This window comes from Polyangium sp. 15x6, assembly GCF_029960785.1.
GTDB lineage: Bacteria > Myxococcota_A > Polyangia > Polyangiales > Polyangiaceae > Polyangium.
Window position 1 is genome coordinate 24,588 of the sequence record NZ_JASBQE010000103.1, and the last position, 16,769, is coordinate 41,356.

Sequence of the window (16,769 nt, forward strand, 5' to 3'; positions counted from 1 at the left end):
GCCGCGATGGCACCCTTCTTGCCGACCGCCGGCCACCGCGCGACGCGCTCAAAGGAGGCTTTCCCATGCTTCGACTTCCCTACCTCGCCCTCGTCTCGACGCTCGCCCTCACCGGCTGTACGGGCCTCACGTTCGGGGAAAACAACCCGGGCCAAGACACCTGGCTAGAGGACGGATCCATCGCCGTCGACGACCGCACCGAGACGTCGTACGTGCTCGCCGGCGAGGCGAAGACCGACGCGCAGAACCCCTATCCCACGAGCACGCTCTTCGCGGTCGATCCGGACAGCGGCCTCGTGCGAACCGTCGAGGAGCTCTCGGGCCGCACGGATCCGCGGCTGCTCTTCCCTGCCTCGGGCTTGCTCGTCATGAGCGAGGCGAACGACAAGGATCGGATCGATCTCTACGATCACGAGACGCTCGCGCTGAAGAAGAGCGTCGACCTCGACATCCGCTACCACGGCACCCGCATGAGCCCGAGCCGCAAGTTCATCGGCGTCGCCGACAACACCTCGGACAGGTCGCCCATTCACATCATCGAGGCCGAGACGCTCGACAGGCACGTCGTCCCCCACGACGGTGAGTGGCTCGAGCTCAACTTCATGAACAAGAGCGACACCTTCGTCTCGATCGTCTTCTACGACCAGAGCACCCAGAACCCCCGCGCGCGCCTGCTCGGCTGGTCGATGGAGCAGGTCGCGAGCACGGGGTATCAGCTCGACGAGACGGGCAAGCTCTGGACGGCGCCGCTCTTCGACATCGACGTGCCGAACACCGCGTGGGACATCGCGTTCTCGTGGAGTTACGTCGGCATCAGCCCCGACGACAAGTACGTCGTGTTCCCCGTGCAGAAGACCGAAGCTCAGCCGAACGGCGAGCTCGCCTCCACGCACATGCTGCTCGTGCTCGACACGATGACGAAGGAGGTCCGCGAGGTTCCCGGCAAGGGCCCCGTGGGCTTCGCGCCCGACGGATCGACGATCGTCTCGTACGGCGATCAGGACAACGACGGCAACCAGGAGCTCTGGCTCATCGACGCGATCACGCTCGAGACCGAGCAAGAGCCCGTGAAGATCAGCGGCGGCATCAACTATTTCATCAGCCGCGACGGCAACTACGTCGTGGTCGCCCCCTCCGCCACCGGCACGGCCAGGCTCGTGCTCTACGATGTGGACCAGGACAAATCCACGCAGATGGACGGCCCCCACCTCCACCTCGACGAGTTCGTGACCCGCGTGGGCCACAAGGAGATGTGGCTCGTCGAGGACGAGTCGCTCTACCGGATCGACCTCGTGGAGGCCACGGCCACCGAGGTGCTGACATCCTTCGCCCCCGAGCACGTGAACATCCTGCCCAAGCGCGACCGCCTCGTGCTCGACGACGCCTCCTCGAACAACCTCTTCTTCTTCGACCCCAACATCCAGGGCGTGAAGTCGACCGTCGGGCTCCCCGTCTCCGCCAAGACCTCGCCCTGAGCCCGCTCGCGCGGTAGCCTCCGCGCATCATGCGGAAGGTCGTGATCCACGGGCCCGGCAGCTACGATCGCCTGAAGCTCGAAGAGCATCCGGATCCCAGCCCCGGCCCCGGCGAGATCCTCGTCGACGTCGAGGCCGCAGGCGTGAACTACGCCGATTGCATCGTGCGCATGGGCCTCTACGAGTCGGCGAAGAAGTACGTCGGCTGGCCCATCACGCCCGGCTTCGAGGTCGCAGGAAAGGTCGCGGCGCTCGGCGCAAACGTCGCCGGGCCCGCGCCGGGCACGCCCGTCTTCGCGGTCACCCGGTTCGGCGGCTACGCGAGCCGCGTCGCGATCCCCACGCACCAGGTCTTCCCCTTGCCGAAGAGTTTTTCCGTGGCCGAGGCCGCCGGCTTCCCGTCGGTGTTCCTCACCGCGTATTACGCGCTCTTCGAGCTCGCGAACGTGCGCCGCGGCATGAACGTGCTCGTCCACTCGGCGGCGGGCGGCGTGGGCAGCGCGCTCGTGCAGCTCGGTAAGATCGCGGGCTGTCGCGTGATCGGCGTCGTCGGCGCGAGCCACAAGGTCGCCGTCGCGCGCAAGCTCGGGGCCGACGCGGTCATCGACAAGAGCGTCGAGCCGTTATGGTCCGTGGCCGAGCGCCTCGCGCCCGAGGGCTACGACGTCGTGCTCGACGCGAACGGCGTGGAGACGCTCGGCGAGAGCTACCGCCACCTCGCCTCGGCCGGAAGGCTCGTGATCTACGGCTTCCACACGATGATGCCGCGAACGGGAGGCCGGCCGAACTGGCTCAAGCTCGCGCGCGATTGGCTGCGCACGCCCCGCTACAACCCGCTCGACCTGACGAACGACAACAAGAGCGTGCTCGCGTTCAACCTCTCCTACCTTTTCCACAAGAAGGACTTGCTCGAAGAGTACATGACGAAGCTCGTCGGCTGGATCGACGAGGGCCGCATCGCGGCGCCGCCCGTGACCCCGTTCCCCGCTTCGCGCGTGGCCGACGCGCACCGCGCGATCGAAAGCGGATCCACGGTCGGCAAGCTCGTGCTCACCTTCTGAGCGCTTCTTCCAGCAGCCGAGCGCTCTCGGCCTTGCCCGCTTCGCGCGCCCAGTCGAGCGCGGTCTTCCCCGTCCCGTCGTCGGCGCGTGGATCGGCGCCGAGCGCGAGCAGCGCGCGCACGGTCTTCGCATCGCCGTTGTAGGCCGCGAGGTGCAGCGGCATCCAGCCGTAGTTCGTCGTCGTGTCGATCGGCACGCCGGCCTCGACGAGCGCGGCCACGGCCTCGGCCTTGCCCGCGTTCGCGGCTCCGAGCAGCGCCTCGGGCCCGTGTTTTCCGAGGTCCACGCCTTGCGTGAAGAGCCACCGGAGCACGTCCACGCGCCCCGCGGCCGCGGCCCCTTCGAGCGCCTGCGTCGTGTTCGGATCGAGCCCGCGCGTCGCGAAGAACTCTGCGAGATCGAGCATCCCGCGCCGCGTCGCCTCCTCGAACGCCCGCGGCTCGATCGGCGCGCCCGCCTCCACGAGCTGCCGCGTGATCCCCGCATGCCCCGACGCGACGGCCGCCGTCACCGCGTTCATGTTCGCCATGGCGTCTCGCGCGTCGAGGCTCGCGCCGGCGTCGATCAGCGCCTCCACGACGCTGATCTCCCCGCGCGCGGCCGCCTCCACGAGCGGCGTGCGTTTCGTGAGCTCGTCTGCGACATCGGGATCCGCGCCCCGATCGATCAGGAGCTCGGCGACGCAGTCGTGCCCGTTCATGATCGCGAGCATCAACGCGGAGACCGTCCCTTCGAGCACCTCGCGATCGACGCTCGTCGTGTACCTCCGCGTCGCGTCCACGTTTGCCCCGCGCGTGATCGCGTCCGTGACACGCGCCTCATCGCCGCGGCTGGCCGCCTCGAGCAGCTCCTCGTCGAGCGTCATGTCTGGAGTGTGTGGGATCGAAGCGAGGGTGGGAAGCCGTACCGGAGAGCGGGCTCAGCTCCCGAGAGCTTTTTCGATGGCTTGCACGAGCTTCTCGTCCTCGGGCTCGACGGACGAGGGATACCGACCGAGCACCACGCCATCCTTGCCGACGAGGAATTTTTCGAAGTTCCACTTCACCTCGCCCGCCTCCGGGCCTCGCGTGAGGAACGCGTAGAGCGGATGCTTGCCGCTCCCCTTCACGGGGATCTTCGAGAACATGGGGAACTTCACGCCGTACTTGCTCGTGCAGAACGTGGCGATCTCGGCGTCGCTCCCGGGCTCCTGGGCGCCGTAGTCGTTCGAGGGGAAGCCGAGCACGGCAAACCCCTTCGCCTCGAAGCGCTCGTGCAGCCGCTCGAGGCCCGCATATTGCGGCGTGTAGCCGCACTCCGAGGCCACGTTGACCACGAGCACGACCTTGCCCCGGAAGTCGCCGAGCGAGCGCTCTTCTCCGAAAATTGTCTTCATCTTGAAATCGTGCAGGCTCATTTTCGTTCCTTCTTGAACCGCGGTTTCCCCGGAAGGATCCGTCCCGGCTTTAGGAGATGCCGGGGGCTGCGAGCCACCCTCGCAACCGACGAGCGCCGCGCCCCCGAGGAGCGCAGCGAAGACGACCGATCCAACCCGAAAGCTTTTCATTGCGCCTGCTTAGAGGGCCTGTGCTCGACACGCAAGGGGCGGGGCGTAGCTGGGCTCGTCCGCGCGCAGCCCCCAACCGTTGAAAGCGCATGAAAGCGCGTGAAAGCGCATGGACGAAGGACCCCGGGTCGAAGATGATGCCGCATGGCTTCTCTCCAATCCGGATCGCTCACGATCCATTGGTCGACGCGCGGGGACGAACGCGGCGAGCCCGTCGTGTTCGCGCATGGCAACTGGACCACGAGCCTCTCCTGGCGCCCCGTCCTCGACCGTTTGCCCGCGCGCTTCCGCGCGGTCGTGCCCGACCTCCGCGGCCGCGGGCGGAGCTCGGCCGAGGAACACGATTACCGCATCCCGCGCCTCGCTCAGGACCTCGCCGTCTTGATGGATGCCCTGGGTTTGTCCTCGGCGCACCTCGTGGGGCATTCGCTCGGCACGGCCGTGGTCCTCGAGCTCGCGCTCTCCGCCCGCGCTCGTTCCCTCACGCTCGTCGCCCCCGCCTGGCCCGACGGTATGCCGCGCACCTACCACCTCCCCGAGCGCCAGCGCCTCGCGCAGGAGAACATCGAGCTCTTCGGCGCTGCTTTCCGCGGCATCGCGCCCACCGCTCCGGACGACGCGTTTTTTCAGGAGCTCCTCACGGAGAGCCACCGCCAGCGCCCCGAGGCCACGATGGCCACGCTCGACGCGCTCTGCGAATGGGCGCCTGGCGACCGGCTCCGCGCGCTCGCGGGCGTGCCGGCCCTGGTCGTCAGCGGCGAGGTCGACATGCTCTCCACGCGCAAGGTGGGCGCGCGGACCGCGGAGCTCCTCGGCGCGCGCCACGAGATCCTCCCCGGCGTGGGCCATTCGCCGAACCTCGAAGCCCCCGATACCTTCGTCGCGCTCCTCGATTCCTTCCTGAAGGCACCTCCTGGAGGCTGAGCCATGCTCGATCGCGTCGTCCCGCCGCCCGATCCCGCCGTCCCGCTCGCGAACGAGGCCCGTTCCTTGCCCGACCTTTTCTTGCGCCGCGCCGCCGCCACGCCCACGGCGGTGGCCTGGAAGGCCAAGAAAAACGGGGAATGGCGCTCCACGACCTGGGCCGAGTTCAAGGCGCGCGCCACGGCCCTCGCGACCTTCCTCGCGAAGCGTGGCCTTTCGCCTGGCGACAAGATCGGCATCGTCGGCAGCACCCGCCCCGAGTGGTGCATCTGCGACGTCGGCGGTCAGCTCGCCGCGGTGGTCACGGTCGGCGCCTACCCCACGCTCGCGCCGGGGCAACTCGCGTATGTCCTCGATCACGCGGACGTGCGCATCGCGTTCGTCGAGGGCAAGGACGAGGTCGAGAAGATCCTCTCCATCAAGCACGAGATGCCCAAGCTCGAGCTCGTCGTCGTGTGGGACACGCAGGGCCTCGAAGAGACCTTGCGTCAGCATGCGTGGCTCGTCGGCTGGGACGAGGCCCTCGAAGCGCCGGGCGACGCCTCGCTCGTCGCGTCCCGCGTCGAGGCCATTTCCCCGGACGACACGGCGCTCTTCATTTACACGAGCGGCACGACCGGCCCGCCCAAGGGCGCGATGATCTCGCACCGCAACATCCTCGTGACGCTCGCGGGCGTCCATTTCAATGCCTTCACCCGCTCGGACATCTCCCTCTCGTTTTTGCCCATGGCGCACGCGGCCGAGCGCATTCTGGCGTTCTGGGGCCGCATCGATTTCGGCATCGCCACCGCGTACGCGACGAGCGTTCCCGCGGTGCTGGAGGAGCTCAAGGAGGTACGCCCGACGCTCTTCGGCAGCGTCCCGCGCATCTTCGAAAAGGCCTACGCCCGCATCCAGAGCGAGGTCGACAAGGCCCCGCCCGCGCGAAGGCGGGTGTTCCGGTGGGCCGAATCGGCGGGCCTCGCGGTCGTCGAGGCCTGGCAACGCGGCGAGGAGCCCTCGCTCCGGGCGAAGCTCGCGCATCGCGTGGCCGACAAGCTCGTCTTTTCGCGGGTCCGCGAGGTGTTCGGCGGTCGCGTGAAGCGTTTCGTCACGGGGGCGGCGCCGATTCCGCGCCCGATCCTCGCCTTCTTCTGGGCGGCGGGCCTGCCCATTTACGAGATGTACGGCATGACCGAGGCCACGGTCGTCACACACGGCAATCGCCCCGGCCAGGTCCGCCTCGGCTCCGTCGGCCGCGCGCTCCCGTTCGTGGAGGACAAGATCGCCGACGACGGCGAGATCCTCGTGCGAGGCCCGAACGTGTTCAAGGGGTATTACAAGAACCCCGAGGCCACGCGGGAGATGATCGACGAGGAGGGGTGGCTGCATACGGGCGACATCGGCAAGAAGGACGCGGACGGCTTCGTTTACATCGTCGACCGGAAAAAGCACCTGATCATCACGTCGGGCGGGAAAAACATCAGCCCGGCGAACGTGGAGAACGAGATCAAGGCGAGCGATACGCTCATCAGCCAGGTGCACGCGCACGGCGATCGGCGGCCGTATTGCACGGCGCTCGTGACGATTCACCCGCTCGAAGCCGTGGAATGGGCGAAGGCGCGCGGCCACCTCGGGGACGCGCAGGCGGAAGAGCTGCGCCGCGCCCTCCTTTCGAGCCCGCTCTCCCGTCCGCCGGGGCTCGCGCCGGTGATGGAGAAGGCCACGACCGATCCGGACGTGCAAAAGCGGATCGCGGCCGCGGTCCGCCGCGCGAATACGAAGCTCTCGCGCGTGGAGGGGATCAAGCGGGTGCACCTGCTCGATCGGGATTTTTCGCTCGAGGAGGACGAGGTCACGCCGACGCTCAAGGTGAAACGAAAGGTCATCGAGAAGAAATTCGCCCACGTCTTCGACCGGCTCTACGAGGAGCCGGGATTCGGTATTTCGATCGAAGACGAATGAGCGAGGAAACATCGGGCAGCCGTTGCGCCGGGGCGCTGCCCCGGACCCCGCGGGGGCTGTTCGCCCCTCGACCCGAACCAGCGCAAGCGCTGGACCCGGGGTGGAAGAACTGCGCGATGCGCAGTTCTTCCAACGGGCCGGTTGGACCGCGTCGCCAGCCGAAAGGGTAGCGCGGCTGTTTTCATTGGCAGGGTCGTAGCTGGTCTTGACTCGGCCTGTTCGAAGAACTGCGCATCGCGCAGTTCTTCGACAAACGGTCCAGCGCTTGCGCTGGTCCGGGTCCCGGGGCGGATAGCCCCGGGTGGGGTCTGGGGCAACGCCCCAGCGAAGCCGCGCGCCCGACGAGAATCCCGCCGGCACCCGCCACCTGCCCGCATGTTGCGCCGCAACATGAAATCCCTTGACGCGTCTCCTTCTGCGGACCTAAGCTGGCACGCGACTGGCTGCTCGATCTTCTATCGATCAGCTCAGCCCCTGTTTTTGCCCTGCTGCGGGTCCGCGCCCGCGGCAGGGCCTCGTTCTGCGCGGGCCCTTGTGCGCCGCAACATGACGGAGGACGATAGCGATGCGAGGATTGTCCGGCAAGAAGGTGCTCATCACGGGGGCGGCGAGCGGTATTGGTCGCGCCACGGCGACGCGGTTCTACGAGGAGGGCTCGGAGCTCATCCTGAACGACGTCGTCCCCGCCGAGCGCGCCGATCTCGCGTCCGCCTTCCCCGAGCGAATGACCTACGTCCCGGCCGACGTCTCGCGTCCCGAAGGCCTCGCCGCCCTGGAGCAGGCCGTGCGCGACAAGAAGGGCATCGACGTCCTCGTCAACAACGCCGGCATCACCCGCGACAAGAGCCTCGCCAAGCTCTCCCCCGAGGACTGGGATCAGGTCATCGCCGTCAACCTCACCGCCGTCTTCAAGCTGTGTCAGATGGCCGCCGCCTTCATGAAAGAGCAGAAGAGCGGCGTCATCCTGAATGCAGCCTCCGTCGTCGCCCATTACGGTAACTTCGGCCAGGCGAACTACGTCGCCACGAAGGCCGGCGTGATCGGTTTGACCAAGACCCTCGCCCGCGAGCTCGGCCGCTCTGGCATCCGCGTGAACGCCGTCGCCCCGGGCTTCATCCTCACCGACATGGTCCGCAAGGTCCCCAAGGAGAACCTCGACGCCATCGCGGGCCAGACGCCCTTGAAGCGCCTCGGCGACCCCGCCGAGATCGCCTCGGTCTACGCGTTCCTCGCGAGCGACGACGCCTCGTACATGACCGGCGCCGTCATCGACGTGAACGGCGGCCTCGTCCTCGGGACGTGATCGTCACCTCGCGAAGAGCACGAGCACGTCGTTGAGCATGCCGACGAGCGACGGCGGCATCCCGCCCCCTCCGAGCGCATCGGCGAACGTGCAGAGGAGCTGACCCAGGCGCCCGCCCCCGGCGTTCGCGGTCAGGACGAGCACGACCCGGCTCAGATCGATCTGCAAGCCGAACGCGGACAGCGAGTGCGGCCCGAGCTCGAGCTCCAGGATCGTGCAGGTCGCGTGCGTGATCGTCGCGATCTGCGCGACCACGACGTTCGTCACCGTGCCCATCACGTTCCCCGCGAGGTCGGTGACCCGCGCCGTCATCTTCCCGTTCGCGACGAGCTGGCCGCTCTGCGCCGCGAAGCTCTCGACCGTCACGGTGCCTGCGAGCTGACCTGTCACATTGCCGAACGCGTCCACGACCGACCCCGTGACCGGCGCGCTCATCCCGTACACCGCCGTGCTCTTCGCGGCCTGCGCGTCTCCCCCCGCGAGCACGAGCGCGCCTGCGAGCCCCGCCACCACCCCGAGGGTCGTCCGCCGATCCATCCTCCGTCCTTTCCGCATGCCATGCCGGTGCACACACCGAGGCGCCGGCCGAGACACGGGCAACCGGCGTACCGAGCATCCAGCATCATCCGCGCGCCGCGGGCGTTCCTAGAAACCCAGGACATCCACGAGCGCCGCCCCCACCGCCGAGGCGAACGACGCGAGCGTCGCAGGCTCATCCCAGAGCCTTGCCTCGCGCGGATCGAGCGCGTGGTGCGTCTCCACCAGCACCGAGGGCACCTTCGGCCGCCGCAGCACGAAGATCCGACGCTCCGGCGCGTGTCGATCGACGAAGACCCCCGCCTGCTCGGGATCGACGGCATAAAGCTCGCCGTACTCGATGCCCCCGTACGCCCAGAACCCCGCCTCGCGCATCCGCCGCGCCACGGACCGCGCGAGCGCGTGGCGCGCCTCCGCGAGCTTCGGCTCACCCTCGTCCGACCAGAGCACCGAGAAGCCCGGCGCCGCGAGGTTCACCACGCACTCCCGCCCGGGCTCGGGGTTCCATCGCTCGCCCGTTTGACCTCGAACGTCCGAGTGCAGGCTCAGGAACACCTCGGCCCCCCACGCCTCGGCATCCTCCAGGCGGGCCCGGTACTCGACGGGGCCGGGGCCGTCCCGTGCGAGGCGCACGTCGAAGGCCCCCGTCGCCCGCAGCTCCGCGGCCAGCGCACGTCCCGCGGCCAGCGTGAAGTCTTGCTCTTCCCGGCAAAAACACGAGAGGTTGCCGGGGTTTCCCGCTGCTCCGTGTCCCGGATCCACGAAGACGCGCCGCGTCCCGAAGCCCGCCGGAAACCGCGGCGTCAGCACCACGAGCGGCCCGAACGGATCGGGCAGCCGCGCGGCGCGCCCGCCGCGGTGCAGGGCGACGGCCGTCGTGGCCAGAGCCGCGCCCGCGCCGGCGAAGCCGAGAAGCAGGGATCGACGCGAGATCACGCCCCTCGTTCGTAGCCGAGCCAGCCCCTCCGCGCCAAGGTGGCCGGCCCTCCCGGAGCGCACTTTCCCTTGCTTTTCGCGGATCCGTCGGGCTATCGCTTCGAGAGAGCCCTAGCGCCCGAGCCTCGTCATGCCCTTCGCGCCTCCGCCCCCCCTGCCCGGCTTCCTCGCCGCCGACATGTCCCTGCGCCGCCGCGCCTACCGCCTCGAACGAGGTGAAGACGCTGGCAAGCTCGTGCATTTCGTCGACCACGGGCCGGAGCGGGCCCGCCCGGCGCTCTTCGTCCACGGCAACCCGACCTGGTCGTTCCTCTGGCGCAAGGTCATCGCGGGGCTGCCCGAGCTACGCTGTATCGCGCCCGACTTGCTCGGGTTCGGACTCTCCGACAGACTCGCCCGCCTCGAAGACCACTCCATCGAGCGCCACGCCGCCGCCATCGCCGAGCTCGTCACGGCCCTCGACCTGCGCGACCTCGTCCTCGTCGGGCAGGACTGGGGCGGGCCGATCGGCGCCCTCGCCGGCTCGCTCGTGCCCGACCGCATCGCCGCCGTCGTCCTCGCCAACACCTCCGTCCTCGTCCCGGCGCGCCCGCGCGGCACCTTGTTCCACCGCTTCGCCCGCGTGCCCGTCCTGAGCGACGTCGTCTTCCGCGGCCTCGGCTTCCCCCAGAACCTGCTCGCCATCGCCCAGGGCGACCGCCGCTCCATCCGCGGCGCGACGGCCCGCGCCTACACCTATCCCTTGCGCGGCCTCGCCGATCGCATCGGCCCCCTTGCCCTCGCGCGCATGGTCCCGGACGGCCCCGATCATCCGAGCCTCCCCGCGCTTCGGCGTGCCGAGGCCTGGATCCTCGGCTTCTCCGGGCCCGTCGCGCTCGTCTGGGGCGAGCGCGACCCGATCCTCGGCAAGGCCCTCGCGCGGCACCAGCGGGCGTTTCCCCGGGCGACCGTCACGGCCACCCAGGCGGGCCACTTCCTCCAAGAGGAGGTGCCCGACGAGATTGCCGCGGCCGTGGAGGACGTGATCGAGCGGCTCAGGCGGCGCTAGCAGGTTCGAGCCTCCTGGAGTAGGTTCCCGCGTCCGCGAAGCGGCCACGAGCGCCGCGCCGCACCTGGAGAGCCCACCGTGACGACCACAAGGCGCCCGGAAGAGCGCGAAGAGAGCGCGGCCCAGAACTTCATCCGGGCCATCATCAGCGAGGACCTCGAGAAGGGGCGCCACACGAAGGTGGTGACCCGCTTCCCGCCCGAGCCGAACGGCTACCTCCACATCGGCCATGCGAAGGCCATCTGCACGAACTTCGGCCTCGCCCGCGAGTTCGGCGGCGTCTGCCACCTGCGCATGGACGACACGAATCCCACGACGGAGGACGTCGAGTACGTCGAGAACATCCAGCGCGACGTCCGCTGGCTCGGCTTCGACTGGGGCGACAAGCTGTTTTACGCGTCCGACTACTTCGAGCGCCTCTACCAGTTCGCGGTCGAGCTCATCAAGAAGGGCAAGGCGTACGTCGACAGCCTGAGCGAGGCCGAGATCCGCGCGTATCGCGGCACGGTGAACGAGCCGGGCAAGCCGAGCCCCTACCGCGATCGCTCGATCGAGGAGAACCTCGACCTCTTCGAGCGCATGCGCAAGGGCGAGTTCGCCGAGGGCGCGCACGTCGTCCGGATGAAGGGCGACCTCGCCTCGCCCAACATGAAGATGCGCGACTGGCCGATGTACCGCATCAAGCGGGCGCATCACTACCGGACGGGCGACGCCTGGTGCATCTACCCGCTCTACGATTTCGCGCACAGCCTCTCGGACGCGATCGAGGGCATCACGCACTCGATCTGCACGCTCGAGTTCGACAACAACCGCGCGCTCTACGACTGGTTCGTGGAGAACGTCGACGTGCCCGCGCGGCCGCGGCAATACGAGTTCGCGCGCCTCAACATCACGTACACCGTGATGAGCAAGCGCAAGCTGCTCGAGCTCGTCAAGGGCGGGCTCGTGCGCGGCTGGGACGATCCGCGCATGCCGACGCTCGCGGGCATGCGCCGCCGCGGCATCACGCCCGACTCCCTCCGCGCCTTCTGCGAGGAGATCGGCGTCGCCAAGACGAACAGCACCGTCGAGGTCGAGAAGTTCGAGTCCTGCATCCGCGCCGACCTCGATCGCCGCGCCGGCCGCGTGATGGCCGTGCTCCGGCCGATCAAGGTCGTCATCGAGAACTACCCCGAGGGCAAGGTCGAGGAGTTCGAAGCCCCGCTCTTCCCCGACGAGCCCGGCAAGGGCGGTACGAGGAAGATCCCGTTCTCGCGCGAGGTGTTCATCGAGCGCGACGACTTCACCTTGGATCCGCCGGACAAGTGGTTCCGCCTCGCGCCGGGCCGCGAGGTGCGGCTGCGGTATGCGTACATCGTGACGTGCAAGGACGTCGTGCGTGATCCCGCGACGGGCGAGGTGACCGAGATTCGCTGCACGTACGATCCGGAGACGCGCGAGGGCGCGGCCCAGGCCGGCAAGAAGGTGAAGGGCACGCTGCACTGGGTGAGCGCGGCGCACGCGCGGAGGGTCGAGGTGCGCCTCTACGACCGGCTCTTCCGCGACGAACGGCCGGATCTCGTGGAGGAAGGTCAGGACTGGAAGGCGGGGCTGAACCCCGAGTCGCTCGTGATCATCCCCGACGCCGCCGTCGAGCCGAGCCTCGCCTCGGCCGAGGGCGGAAAGCATTTCCAGTTCGAGCGCCAAGGTTTTTTCTTCGTCGACCCGATCGATTCGAAGCCCGGCGTGCCCGTCTTCAATCGCACGGTCTCGCTGAAGGACTCCTGGGCGAAGATCGCCGAGCCGAAGCAGGAGGCGTCTCGGGCGAAGAAAGCCGAAGAGCCGAAGCCCGTCGTGAAGACGAGCCCGGAGGAGCGCCTCGGAAAGCTCTCGCCGGAGGCACGGGCGATCGCGGAGGGGCTCGAGTCCCGGGGGCTCGGCCGCGAGGACGCGATCGTCCTGGCCGAGGACGCGGATCTACGCGCCTTCTACGAGCAGGCGATCGCGGCGCATCCGGGCCCGAAGACCGTGGCGAGCCTCGTCGTGAACGAGCTCGCCCGCAAGCTCGACGGCAAGAAGCCAAGCGCACTCCCGTTCGGCGGCGCGGCGCTCGGCGAGCTCGCGTCGCTCGTCGACGACCGCACGATCACGCCCACGATCGCGAAGGAAGTCCTCTCCGAGATGCTCACGAGCGGCGAGGCCCCGCGCGCGATCGTCGAGAAGAAGGGCATGCGCCAGGTCTCGGACGCCTCCGCACTCGAGCCGATCGTGGACAAGGTCCTCGCCGACAGCCCGAACGAAGTGAAGCGCTACAAGGAGGGCAACGTAAAACTCCTCGGCTTCTTCGTCGGCAAGGTGATGAAGGCGTCCGGCGGCAAAGCCAACGCCGAGCGCGTGAACGAGCTCCTGCAGAAGAAGCTCGGCTGAGCCGCCGCGCCGGGGCTCTGCCCCGGGCCCCGCGGGGGCTGTCCGCCCCTCGACCCGGACCAGGGCAAGCCCTGGACCTTCAGGGGAAGAACTGCGCGATGCGCAGTTCTTCCCACAGGCCGGTGGCAAGACCAGGGACGGCGTTGCCAGTCGAAGCCGTCCTGGTGGGCAGGGCCGCTTGCGGTCTTGCCTCGTACCTGTTCGATGAACTGCGCATCGCGCAGTTCATCGACCCCGGGTCCAGCGCTTGCGCTGGTCCGGGTCCAGGGGCGGACAGCCCCTGGTGGGGCCTGGGGCGAAGCCCCAGCACAGCGGCTCCAGGCTAGCGCGGATGCCTCGCGGCGGACTACGCTGGGGCGCGTGATCGCCTGGGATCCGCGGTTCTTCCGGAAGAGCCCCCTTTATTGGCCAATCCGTGACATGGCCGTGCGCTTCGAGGGGGCTTTTGATTGGCCCTCGGTCGAGGCCGTGGACGAGACGCTCTCCGAGGCTGCGGGCGTCCATTTTCGCTTGCAGCCGCCGCGCCCCCGTCGCCGGCGCGGCCGTGGCCGTGGGCTGGTCGACCCGTCCTCGCTCTATGACGCCCGCATTCACGTCGAGGGGTGGGTGCCGACGCGCGCTGCGAGCTGGCACGACTTCCTGAATGCGCTCGTCTGGGCTGCGTTTCCGGCGAGCAAGCGTGCGCTGCATGCCCGGCAGCACCGGGCCCTCTCGGCGCGGCTCGGCGACGCGCCGCGGGCGCTGCCGGATCGGCGCACGCGCGAGCAGGACGGGCTCGCGCTGCTCGACGAGGGCAGCTTGCTCTTGCTTGCCGTCGAGCCGCGCGCTCCCGTGATCGCGGCGGCGCTCGAGGCGCGGGACGTATCGGCCGTGCAAAACGAGATTTCTGCGGGAAGCGCCGTGGCCCTCGTCTTTGGCCATGCGCTGTACGAGAGCCTCTTGCCGGACGAACGTCCGTCGATATGGGCGATGGTGGCCCTGCTCCCCTGCCCTGGGCCTTTGCCGACGGACGGCGAGGGCTGCATCCGGCTTGCGGATGCGCGCCTTTCGGAGCGCATCACGACCCCGGGGACGTTCTCGCAGCCGGAGACGTTCCGGAGCTTGCCGCTCGACGAGCGGGTGCTTTGTGGGGCGTCAGTTCTTCGAGGAGAGCCAGGCGGCGAGCTCTTCGGGTGAGAGATCGAGCACGAGGTCCCCGACCTGCTCGGCGCCGAGCGCGCTCGTCTGAACGTAGATCACCCCTGCGTGCTGTCGACAGGGCATCGGAGGCATCCTGATCACCCCTGCGTGCTGTCGACAGGGCATCGGAGGCATCCTGATCACCCCTGCGTGCTGTCGACAGGGCATCGGAGGCATCGGCATCATGCTCGCGGGCTGTCGACAGGGCATCGGATGGCATCGCCATCACCCTGACGCGCTGTCGACGGGCCTTCGAGGTAGTCGCCTTCATCCCTCACGTCCTGTCGACAGGGCATCGGAGGCATCGGCATCATGCTCGCGTGCTGTCGACGGGGCATCGGAGGCATCGTCATCATTCTGACGCACTGTCGACAGCACCTCGGGGTGGTCGCCTTCCCGCTCCCGCTTCCTTCTCCGCTGTACTGCAGCATCCGCTCTTACCCCGTCTTCCGCAGGAGCCTTGACCCGCCGCGCGGACGCACTCTAGCGTAGGGAGTTCGAGGAGGTTGACAATGGAGCAGAACAACCGATCGGGTTCACGGGCTTCTTGGGGTCGCATTGGAGCCGCGGCGTGCGCGGGTGCCATTGCGGCGATCGCACTCGGTGCGGCGAAGCCCGCCGAGGGTGGACCTCCCGGAGGGGGACTTCCCCCGGGCGGCGTTCCCGCCGCGCTGCAGCGCCTCGCCGACGAGGCGGAGATCGAGAAGCTGACCTACTGTTATGCCGAAGCCACCGACACCATCGGGCGAGGTGATCTCGAGGGTGGGCGGGCCCTTTATCAGAAATGCTTCACGCCGAATGCCGTCGTGGCGGCGTATTACCCCGGCGACGATCCGAACGGCCCCCCCAGCTTGACCTCGGGTCCGTCGGAATGGGCGGACGTCGCGCAGAACGAGTTCGTCACGGCCGGCTACGTCTCGACGCAGCACCTGAACGGCAACGTCGTCGTCAAAGTGCAAGGCAACACGGGCACGATGAAGACGTACCTCCAGGCGACGCACGTCCTCGAGCCGAACAGCGCCGTCGAAGTCGCCCACGGCTGGTATGACGATATCGTCGTTCGCACCCCGCACGGCTGGAAGATCGCCAAGCGCACGCTGCACCTCCAGACGTTCCTGCGCCTCGAGTCGCCCTGACGAAGGAAGGACCCGGGGGGGGCGGGTCGCTGCGAGACCGAGGATCACGGCGCGCATTGACGAAGGATTTCCTTCCATGTCTCAAGACGAGCACGGCCTGCAGTACGAATTCTTCTTCCAGACGTCCCGGGACCTCCTTTGCGTGCTGCGCGCCGATGGGCGCCTGCTCCGCACGAACGAGGTGTTTCGGAGCACGCTCGGGTATACAGAGTCGTCGCTCGCGGGCGAGGACTTCGCCCGGCTCGTGGTCTTCGAGGACGTCGCGCCCTTGCAAGCATTCCTGCGTTCGAGCGGGGATGACACGGAGATCAAGCTCAATGCGAGGTTCTTGAACCGGGACCTGAGCCACCGGAGGCTCCTGTTCTTGCTGCGCCGGCTCGGCGGGAAGGTCTACGGGAGCGGGCTCGAGGTCGAGGCGCAGGAGCCCGTGGACGAATGGAAGAGGCGTCGGGATCTGCTCCAGAAGATGCAGGTGACGGGCCGGGTCGGCGGCTGGGACGTCGATCTCGCGACGTCGACGCAGTACTGGACCGAGGAGACGTACCGGATTCACGAGCTACCCGTCGGGTTCGATCCGAACGTCGACGTGTCGTTTTACACGCCCGAGCATCAACCGATCATCGGGGCGGCCTTCGAGGCGTGCGCCCGCGAGGGCACACCTTACGATCTGCAATTGCAGATCATCACGGCGAAGGGCCGTCGGCTCTGGGTGCGCACCTCGGGCATGGCGATCATGGAGAACGGCAAGGTCACGCGGGTCATCGGGGCCTTCCAGGACATCGACGACTACAAGCGCCGCGAGATCGAGCTGGAGGAGAAGCTCGCGATCATCGAGAAGCAGCGGTCGGAGATTCACGCGCTCTCGGTGCCGATCATCCAGGTATGGGACGACGTGCTCGCGCTGCCGGTCATGGGCGAGGTCGATCAGGCGCGCGCGGACGACATGACGGCGCGGCTGCTCGATGCAGTCGTGGCGCACGGGGCGCGGTTCGTGATCCTGGACCTGACCGGTGTGGAGGCCGTAGACGAGGGGACGGCGGAGCGGCTGTCGCGGATCCTGCGGGCGATCCGGCTGCTCGGCGCCGAGGGCCTCGTCACGGGGATCCGGCCAGCCCTGGCGCAGGCATTCATTCTGTGCCTCGGAAGCGGGTTCGAGGGCGTGACGACGCTGCGGAACCTGCGCGAGGCGATCCAGGTATGCATGCGAGGCGGCGCGCGGCGCGCCAAGCACTGAGGGATGCGCGGGGCGTTGCCCCGCACCCCAGCAGGGGGCT

General features: G+C 68.5%; 15 protein-coding genes. 10 read left to right on the forward strand and 5 right to left on the reverse strand.

Translation table 11 applies throughout. The features are described from left to right. Window positions 1–65 precede the first annotated feature (65 nt). Window positions 66–1,475: a hypothetical protein gene (locus QHF83_RS43595; protein WP_282424018.1), complete on the forward strand. Its 1,410-nt coding sequence runs from the start codon at window positions 66–68 to the stop codon at window positions 1,473–1,475. A 29-nt stretch (window positions 1,476–1,504) separates the two neighbouring features. Next, window positions 1,505–2,536, forward strand: a complete 1,032-nt coding sequence (locus QHF83_RS43600; protein ID WP_282424019.1) for a medium chain dehydrogenase/reductase family protein — start codon at window positions 1,505–1,507, stop codon at window positions 2,534–2,536. Here the strand turns inward: QHF83_RS43600 and QHF83_RS43605 are convergent. Both QHF83_RS43605 and QHF83_RS43610 read right to left on the reverse strand, forming a co-directional pair. Then, on the reverse strand, window positions 2,526–3,401 hold the full coding sequence (locus tag QHF83_RS43605; protein WP_282424020.1) for an ankyrin repeat domain-containing protein: 876 nt from the start codon (window positions 3,399–3,401) through the stop codon (window positions 2,526–2,528). The genes QHF83_RS43600 and QHF83_RS43605 overlap by 11 nt on opposite strands. 54 nt (window positions 3,402–3,455) lie before the next feature. Then, window positions 3,456–3,932 carry a glutathione peroxidase gene (locus QHF83_RS43610; protein WP_282424021.1) on the reverse strand — a complete coding sequence of 159 codons (477 nt, stop codon included), beginning with the start codon at window positions 3,930–3,932 and terminating at the stop codon, window positions 3,456–3,458. A gap of 294 nt (window positions 3,933–4,226) precedes the next feature. On the opposite strand from QHF83_RS43610, the gene QHF83_RS43615 reads away from it, so the two are divergent. The 3 genes from QHF83_RS43615 (at window position 4,227) to fabG (ending at window position 8,253) form a co-directional block, all read left to right on the forward strand. Then, complete coding sequence (locus tag QHF83_RS43615; protein ID WP_282424022.1) at window positions 4,227–5,006, forward strand: alpha/beta hydrolase; 780 nt, start codon at window positions 4,227–4,229, stop codon at window positions 5,004–5,006. Between the two features lie 3 nt (window positions 5,007–5,009). Continuing rightward, entirely contained in the window at window positions 5,010–6,950 is a 1,941-nt protein-coding gene (locus QHF83_RS43620; RefSeq protein ID WP_282424023.1) for a long-chain fatty acid--CoA ligase, read from the forward strand. Window positions 6,951–7,515: 565 nt separating this feature from the next. Beyond that, complete coding sequence (gene fabG / locus QHF83_RS43625) at window positions 7,516–8,253, forward strand: 3-oxoacyl-ACP reductase FabG (protein WP_282424024.1); 738 nt, start codon at window positions 7,516–7,518, stop codon at window positions 8,251–8,253. 3 nt (window positions 8,254–8,256) lie between these two features. Here fabG and QHF83_RS43630 read toward each other — a convergent pair whose 3' ends face one another. Together QHF83_RS43630 and QHF83_RS43635 are read right to left on the reverse strand one after the other, a co-directional pair. Next, the gene (locus QHF83_RS43630) at window positions 8,257–8,790 is read right to left on the reverse strand and encodes a hypothetical protein (protein WP_282424025.1); all 534 of its coding nucleotides are present in this window, start codon (window positions 8,788–8,790) and stop codon (window positions 8,257–8,259) included. Window positions 8,791–8,898: 108 nt separating this feature from the next. Then, entirely contained in the window at window positions 8,899–9,726 is an 828-nt protein-coding gene (locus QHF83_RS43635) for an N-acetylmuramoyl-L-alanine amidase (RefSeq protein WP_282424026.1), read from the reverse strand. A 130-nt stretch (window positions 9,727–9,856) separates the two neighbouring features. Here QHF83_RS43635 and QHF83_RS43640 point away from each other — a divergent pair, with 130 nt between their 5' ends. The 3 genes from QHF83_RS43640 (at window position 9,857) to QHF83_RS43650 (ending at window position 14,356) form a co-directional block, all read left to right on the forward strand. Further along, window positions 9,857–10,774 carry an alpha/beta fold hydrolase gene (locus QHF83_RS43640; RefSeq protein WP_282424027.1) on the forward strand — a complete coding sequence of 306 codons (918 nt, stop codon included), beginning with the start codon at window positions 9,857–9,859 and terminating at the stop codon, window positions 10,772–10,774. A gap of 78 nt (window positions 10,775–10,852) precedes the next feature. Further along, complete coding sequence (locus QHF83_RS43645) at window positions 10,853–13,180, forward strand: glutamine--tRNA ligase/YqeY domain fusion protein (RefSeq protein ID WP_282424028.1); 2,328 nt, start codon at window positions 10,853–10,855, stop codon at window positions 13,178–13,180. A 360-nt stretch (window positions 13,181–13,540) separates the two neighbouring features. Next, entirely contained in the window at window positions 13,541–14,356 is an 816-nt protein-coding gene (locus tag QHF83_RS43650; protein WP_282424029.1) for a DUF3025 domain-containing protein, read from the forward strand. Here the strand turns inward: QHF83_RS43650 and QHF83_RS43655 are convergent. Continuing rightward, the gene (locus QHF83_RS43655) at window positions 14,315–14,443 is read right to left on the reverse strand and encodes a hypothetical protein (RefSeq protein ID WP_282424030.1); all 129 of its coding nucleotides are present in this window, start codon (window positions 14,441–14,443) and stop codon (window positions 14,315–14,317) included. The two genes, QHF83_RS43650 and QHF83_RS43655, sit on opposite strands and share 42 nt — an antisense overlap. Window positions 14,444–14,871: 428 nt before the next feature. Between QHF83_RS43655 and QHF83_RS43660 the strand changes: the two genes are divergently transcribed. After that, window positions 14,872–15,495 (forward strand): nuclear transport factor 2 family protein, encoded by a 624-nt coding sequence (locus QHF83_RS43660; RefSeq protein ID WP_282424031.1) that lies wholly within the window; start codon window positions 14,872–14,874, stop codon window positions 15,493–15,495. A gap of 76 nt (window positions 15,496–15,571) precedes the next feature. Then, a complete protein-coding gene (locus QHF83_RS43665; protein ID WP_282424032.1) occupies window positions 15,572–16,729 on the forward strand; it encodes a PAS domain-containing protein in 1,158 nt (385 codons plus the stop codon). The last annotated feature ends 40 nt before the right edge of the window (window positions 16,730–16,769 follow it).

Coding starts and splice junctions, on each gene's coding strand:
- QHF83_RS43595 (WP_282424018.1), top strand. CDS start 66: ATGCTTCGACTTCCCTACCTCGCCCTCGTCTCGACGCTCGCCCTCACC.
- QHF83_RS43600 (WP_282424019.1), top strand. CDS start 1,505: ATGCGGAAGGTCGTGATCCACGGGCCCGGCAGCTACGATCGCCTGAAG.
- QHF83_RS43605 (WP_282424020.1), bottom strand. CDS start 3,401: ATGACGCTCGACGAGGAGCTGCTCGAGGCGGCCAGCCGCGGCGATGAG.
- QHF83_RS43610 (WP_282424021.1), bottom strand. CDS start 3,932: ATGAGCCTGCACGATTTCAAGATGAAGACAATTTTCGGAGAAGAGCGC.
- QHF83_RS43615 (WP_282424022.1), top strand. CDS start 4,227: ATGGCTTCTCTCCAATCCGGATCGCTCACGATCCATTGGTCGACGCGC.
- QHF83_RS43620 (WP_282424023.1), top strand. CDS start 5,010: ATGCTCGATCGCGTCGTCCCGCCGCCCGATCCCGCCGTCCCGCTCGCG.
- fabG (WP_282424024.1), top strand. CDS start 7,516: ATGCGAGGATTGTCCGGCAAGAAGGTGCTCATCACGGGGGCGGCGAGC.
- QHF83_RS43630 (WP_282424025.1), bottom strand. CDS start 8,790: ATGGATCGGCGGACGACCCTCGGGGTGGTGGCGGGGCTCGCAGGCGCG.
- QHF83_RS43640 (WP_282424027.1), top strand. CDS start 9,857: ATGCCCTTCGCGCCTCCGCCCCCCCTGCCCGGCTTCCTCGCCGCCGAC.
- QHF83_RS43655 (WP_282424030.1), bottom strand. CDS start 14,443: ATGCCCTGTCGACAGCACGCAGGGGTGATCTACGTTCAGACGAGCGCG.
- QHF83_RS43660 (WP_282424031.1), top strand. CDS start 14,872: ATGGAGCAGAACAACCGATCGGGTTCACGGGCTTCTTGGGGTCGCATT.
- QHF83_RS43665 (WP_282424032.1), top strand. CDS start 15,572: ATGTCTCAAGACGAGCACGGCCTGCAGTACGAATTCTTCTTCCAGACG.